The sequence below is a fragment of the Stenotrophomonas sp. 2YAF22 genome (genome assembly GCF_052114665.1).
GTDB lineage: Bacteria > Pseudomonadota > Gammaproteobacteria > Xanthomonadales > Xanthomonadaceae > Stenotrophomonas > Stenotrophomonas indicatrix.
In genome coordinates this window covers 1-5,269 of sequence record NZ_JBFRFE010000286.1, presented here as the reverse complement: position 1 = coordinate 5,269, position 5,269 = coordinate 1, and the positions used below count along the sequence as shown (strand labels likewise).

The following is a 5,269-nucleotide window of genomic DNA, read 5'->3' as shown; positions in this document are numbered from 1 at the left end:
GTCTGTCGCGCGGCATCGGGTGACACCACCAGGCCGCTGTGGCTGGTGCGCACCACGCAGTGGTCGGCCAGGCCCGGCAGGCGGGTCTCGGCCAGCGCCACGGTACCGTCGGAATCGTCATCCAGCGCCCCGAGCAGGCTGCCCAGCCCATGCGGCACCGAGCCGGCGATCAGGCCGACGGCGGCCTTGCCCTGCCAGTCCGGCAGCCCGTCCAGCAACAGCTCGCTGCTGCGGCCCAGGGCCAGGCCCCAACCATGTTCGGACAACGAGCGCGCAGTGCCACTGCCCCGCAGTGGCGAGCCCAGGCAGACCACGCGCTGCACGGGCAACTGCGGCTGCCGGCGCAGGGCTTCCAGCGCCAGCAGGCCACCCAGGCTGTGCCCGACCAGCGACAGCGGGCCTGCATCTGCCAGCCGCTCCAGCAACTGCGGCACGGCCACATCGGGACCGCCAAATACGGACGAGTAGCCAAAGGTATGGACCTGGAAGCCGCGCGCGCGCAGGCGCCAGGCCAGCGGCCCGACCCAAGCACGGGCATTCCAGATGCCATGCAACAACAGAACGGGGGGAGTCATGTGCAACAGCCTGGCGGTCAGCGGGGCGGAACTACGGTGATTGAACAGAAGCCAGGGGCAAGCGGCAGTGAACGGTTTCAGGCCGGATGCGGCAGACGGCGCAGGATGAACTCAAGATCGTTGGTATCGCCCACCGGGAACAGGTACTCGCCGGCCTTTTCAAAACCGTACCGGGCGTAGAAGCGCTGCGCGCCGAAGTTTTCCGACCACACGCCCAGCCACAGCGTGCGCGGGCCGTCGTGCTCCAGCCAGGCCAGCGCGGTTTCCAGCAGGCGGCTGCCCCAGCCGCAGCTCTGCTGTGTCTTGATCAGGTACAGGCGCTTGAGCTCGCCGTCACCGGGCTTTACCTCCGGATGCGGCAACCCACAGGGGCCGGCGGCGGCATGGCCGACCGCCTCCCCATCCAGCTCCAGCAGCCACACCRCGTAATCGGGGTGGGCCAGGATCGTGCGCTGACGCTCGACCGTGTAGGCCTCGTCGATGAAGTCCTGCAGGTCCTGCGGCGGATACAGATGGCCGAAGGTTTCGGTGAACGTGCGTGCGGCCAGCGCCGACAGGGTCGGCGCGTCGTCCACAGTGGCGCGGCGGATCGAATACATGGGTCGAGTTGACGTCAGGACCACGGTTCGGGTCAAGCCCGCTCCGCCGGTTCCTTGTCGTCTTCTTCCTCTTCCTCTTCTTCGTATTCCTCGTCTTCCTCTTCTTCCTCGCCGTCTTCCTCTTCTTCGCCTTCCTCGTCCTCGTCGTACTCTTCCTCTTCGTCGTCTTCGTAATCCTCGACGCCGAAGTCTTCACCGTCCCAGCGGCCTTCGCCGTCGGCGACGAAGGTCAGGGCCATGGCCGACGGGTTGGTACCGACACGGACCAGCCAACCACCGAAGACACGTGCACGCTCGGTGACCAGGTTGGCCTCGGAGCCTTCATTGCCCAGCTTTTCCCACTCCAGCGAAAACGCAAACTCGGTCATTGCCTGGATCTCCTGATCAGTTTTTCTTGGGGCGAACCTGGATGTGCACTTCGGCCAGCTGCTCGTCGACGATCGGCGACGGCGCGTCGGTCATCAGATCCTGCGCACCGGTGGTCTTCGGGAACGGGATGACGTCGCGGATCGACTCGGTGCCGGCCATCAGCGCGGCGATGCGGTCGATGCCGAAGGCGATGCCACCGTGCGGCGGCGCGCCGTAGTTCAGCGCGTCGAGCAGGAAGCCGAACTTGGCGCGGGCTTCTTCGGCACCGATGCCGAGCAGTTCGAACACCGCGCTCTGCATGTCGGGGCGGTGGATACGGATCGAACCGCCGCCGATTTCATTGCCGTTGAGCACCATGTCGTAGCCGCGCGAAACGGCGGTCTTGGCGTGCGCGCGCAGGTCGGCGATGTCGTCCACGGCCGGCGCGGTGAAGGGGTGATGCAGGGCGACGTAGCGCTGCGCTTCCTCGTCCCATTCGAACATCGGGAAGTCGGTGACCCACAGCGGCGCCCAGCTGTCGGCGACCAGACCGAAGTCCTTGCCGGCCTTCAGGCGCAGCGCGCCCATGAAGTCGGACACCTTGTTGTAGCCGCCGGCACCGAAGAACACGATGTCGCCGTTGCCGGCGCCGACATGGGCGACCAGGGCGGCGAAGCCCTCTTCACTGAAGAACTTCTGGATCGGCGAGCTGATTTCACCGTTCTCGCCCACCTTGATGTAGGCCAGGCCCTTCGCACCGTACTTGGCGGCGTGCGCGGCGTACTCGTCGATCTGCTTGCGCGACAGGCTGGCACCACCGGGGATGCGCAGCGCGGCGACACGGCCATCGGCATCGTTGGCAGCAGCGGTGAACACCGGGAATTCGCTGGTCTTGACCAGTTCGGCCACGTCCACCAGTTCCAGCGCGATGCGCAGGTCCGGCTTGTCCGAACCATAGCGACGCATCGCCTCGGCCCAGGTCATGCGCGGGAAGCTGGCATCCAGTTCGACGTCGACCACTTCCTTGAAGATGGCGCGGATCATGTCTTCGACGAAGTCCTGCACGTCGCGCTCGCGGACGAAGGCGAACTCCATGTCCAGCTGGGTGAATTCCAGCTGGCGGTCGGCACGCAGGGCCTCGTCGCGGAAGCAGCGCGCGATCTGGTAGTAGCGGTCGAAGCCGGCCACCATCAGGATCTGCTTGAACAGCTGCGGGCTCTGCGGCAGGGCATAGAACTCGCCCGGGTGCATGCGCGCCGGCACCAGGAAGTCGCGTGCGCCTTCCGGGGTGGCCTTGGTCAGGATCGGCGTTTCGATGTCCTGAAAGCCCTTTTCGTCCAGGTGGCGGCGCAGGGCCTGCACCAGCTTGATGCGGGTGCGCTGCATGCGCTGCATCTCCGGACGGCGCAGGTCCAGATAGCGGTACTTCAGGCGGGTTTCTTCGCCCGGGTTCTCGTGGGCGTGGAACGGCAGCGGCGCGGCCTTGTTCAGCACGGTGATGGCGGTGGCGATCACTTCCACCTTGCCCGTGCGCAGCTTGTCGTTGACCGCGTGGCGGGCACGTACCACGCCTTCCACCTGCAGCACGTCCTCATAGCCCAGCGAGGCGGCCACGGCGAACACTTCGGCGTTGTCGAGCTCCACCGTCACCTGCACGATGCCTTCATGATCGCGGAGATCGATGAAGCAGACGCCGCCCTGGTTACGGGCCACGTCGGTCCAGCCGGCGAGGGTGACAGTCTGGCCAATCAGGGTCTCATCGACCAGGCCGCAGAAGTGGGTACGCATGGGGGGAAAGCTCCGCTGGAGAACGCCGGCGCCTGATGGGGGCCGGAAAGCCTCTTATTCTGCGGCCGAGGCCCCGGCCGGGGCAAATGCGGACGGTCACGCGGGCTTGATCGCCCCGGTCCTTATAGTCGCGCACCTACTCCCGTATGGGGATGTCGCCATGAAACTGCAGTCTCTGGCCAGCCTGGCCGTGATCCTTGGCACCTTTACCGCGCTCGCCCTGCACTCCGCCCCTGCCGCCGCGCAGGACGGGGTGGTCCGCTGCGAGAGCCAGAACAACCGCGAACGCGTCTGCAACACCGGCTGGCGCGACGCCCGGCTGGTCCGCCAGCTGTCCGGCTCGGCCTGTGTGGAAGGCCGAACCTGGGGCACCCGCAATGGCAGCATCTGGGTCAACAACGGCTGCCGCGCCGAATTCACCCAGGGCCGAGGCGGCTGGGGTGGCGGCAACGGCGGCGGTTGGGGTGGTGGCAACGGCAACGGCAACAGCGGCACCGTGCGCTGCGAAAGCCAGGACAACCGCGAACGCAGCTGCCCGGTCGGCTGGCGCAACGCGCGCGTGGTCCGGCAGATCTCCGGCACCCAATGTGTGGAAGGCCAGAACTGGGGCGTGCGCAACGGCGCGATCTGGGTCAACCGCGGCTGCCGCGCCGAGTTCGCCGAAGCCCGCGGCGGTGGCTGGGGCGGCGGCAATGGCGGCGGCTGGGGGGGCGGCAACAGCAACTACACCGTGACCTGCAGCAGCAACAACAACCGCCAGCAGAGCTGCAACTGGGACGACCGCCAGGGCCGGCCGGTGCTGCAGCAGCAGCTGTCCGGCAGTGCCTGCCAGGAAGGCCGGACCTGGGGCTACTCGCGCGGCAACGTGTGGGTCAGCAACGGCTGCCGGGCGCGCTTCGGCACGCGTTGATGGCAGGGTCGGATCCCTGGCCGACGGCCAGCGCTCTGCCCCTTGGGGGCGTGCAATGCTGGGGTCGGAACCCTCCAAAAGGAGGGATCCGACCCCGCAATCAGGGTGCCGGCGAAGCCTGGTCGCCCCAGGGCGCCGGCGGCAGCGCGACCGGCTTGCTGAGATCGAACTCGACCCGGAAACGGCGCCCTTCCGGGCGCGTCAGCTCATAGACAAAACGCTGGTCCGGCTCGATCTCCATCGCCCACGTGTTGTGGGTTGAAGCCAGCATATCGGCGCGGCGGAACATCGCTACGGACTCGCCATCGGCGGGGAACTGCTGGCGTTCGGCGGTACCCGGCGGCTTGCTGTCGCCGCCGTAGAGGGTGATCGCATCGGGGCTGCCATCGGCGTGGCGATGGTCGTGCTTCAGGCGCAGCCCGTGCTCGGTGCGGGTCAACACCCAGGTGCGCGAATGGTCATCACCGACGTGGAACGGGATGCGCAGCTCATGGCCCGGGTCGGCGCAGCCCCGCACGTGCATCACCAGCTTCTGCCCGGCGAAGGGATCTTTGCCGGTGGGTGCCGGCGTGTCTTCCACCACCCTGCCCTCGTACGCTTGGCCACAATGGGCAGCGACCGCGGCCATGAAGGCGTCGGCCGGCGCGGTCGACAGATCGTGGTTGACCGTATGCGATGGCTGCGAGCAGGCGGCGAGGCCGAGCAGGGCGAAGGCGGAAGCAACAGCGGCGATCGGTTTCATGCCCCAACCCTAACGGCCATGGCCGATGCGCGCAAACCGCACTCCCTGGATCTACCTCAGCGCTCGGCTGCAGGGGCGACGGCAACCACGTCCGTCGCCGCCACGGGTGCATCTTCGCCCTGCCCTGCCGGCTCCTGCTCGACCGGGTCGACATCGAACGGCGTGCGGAACACCAGCGAGGGCAGCAGCGTGGTCAATGCGGCGTACAGCAGCAACGCGCCGAACAGCACCGCGGGAATCTGGAAGCGATCGCGCATGATCGCCTTGCGTTCTTCCTCGGGGTTGCTGCAGGCGGCCAGGGCCAGGG

At 67.5% G+C, this 5,269-nt stretch carries 6 protein-coding genes and 1 pseudogene; 1 reads left to right on the top strand and 6 read right to left on the bottom strand.

Annotated features, from left to right (window positions below):
- The 4 genes from AB4Y84_RS12485 to aspS all read right to left on the bottom strand — a co-directional run.
- Nucleotides 1–575 (bottom strand): esterase/lipase family protein (locus AB4Y84_RS12485; protein ID WP_442250214.1); only part of this gene is annotated, 575 nt, incomplete at its 3' end.
- A 77-nt stretch (nucleotides 576–652) separates the two neighbouring features.
- On the bottom strand, nucleotides 653–1,174 hold the full coding sequence (locus AB4Y84_RS12480; protein ID WP_442250213.1) for a GNAT family N-acetyltransferase: 522 nt from the start codon (nucleotides 1,172–1,174) through the stop codon (nucleotides 653–655).
- Between the two features lie 32 nt (nucleotides 1,175–1,206).
- Nucleotides 1,207–1,542, bottom strand: a complete 336-nt coding sequence (locus tag AB4Y84_RS12475) for a DNA primase (protein WP_363731999.1) — start codon at nucleotides 1,540–1,542, stop codon at nucleotides 1,207–1,209.
- 16 nt (nucleotides 1,543–1,558) lie between these two features.
- The gene (aspS, locus tag AB4Y84_RS12470; protein WP_059064882.1) at nucleotides 1,559–3,310 is read right to left on the bottom strand and encodes an aspartate--tRNA ligase; all 1,752 of its coding nucleotides are present in this window, start codon (nucleotides 3,308–3,310) and stop codon (nucleotides 1,559–1,561) included.
- A 160-nt stretch (nucleotides 3,311–3,470) separates the two neighbouring features.
- On the opposite strand from aspS, the gene AB4Y84_RS12465 reads away from it, so the two are divergent.
- Nucleotides 3,471–4,220, top strand: coding sequence for a DUF3011 domain-containing protein (locus tag AB4Y84_RS12465; RefSeq protein ID WP_442244409.1), 750 nt, complete (start codon nucleotides 3,471–3,473; stop codon nucleotides 4,218–4,220).
- A 100-nt stretch (nucleotides 4,221–4,320) separates the two neighbouring features.
- On the opposite strand, the gene AB4Y84_RS12460 is transcribed toward AB4Y84_RS12465, so the two are convergent.
- Complete coding sequence (locus AB4Y84_RS12460) at nucleotides 4,321–4,962, bottom strand: hypothetical protein (protein ID WP_336031573.1); 642 nt, start codon at nucleotides 4,960–4,962, stop codon at nucleotides 4,321–4,323.
- A gap of 56 nt (nucleotides 4,963–5,018) precedes the next feature.
- A pseudogene (locus AB4Y84_RS12455) lies at nucleotides 5,019–5,269 on the bottom strand (hypothetical protein); the annotation flags it as partial.

Excerpts from the sequence above, each read along its gene's own strand:
- AB4Y84_RS12460 (WP_336031573.1), bottom strand. The coding sequence starts at position 4,962 with ATGAAACCGATCGCCGCTGTTGCTTCCGCCTTCGCCCTGCTCGGCCTC.
- aspS (WP_059064882.1), bottom strand. The coding sequence starts at position 3,310 with ATGCGTACCCACTTCTGCGGCCTGGTCGATGAGACCCTGATTGGCCAG.
- AB4Y84_RS12465 (WP_442244409.1), top strand. The coding sequence starts at position 3,471 with ATGAAACTGCAGTCTCTGGCCAGCCTGGCCGTGATCCTTGGCACCTTT.
- AB4Y84_RS12475 (WP_363731999.1), bottom strand. The coding sequence starts at position 1,542 with ATGACCGAGTTTGCGTTTTCGCTGGAGTGGGAAAAGCTGGGCAATGAA.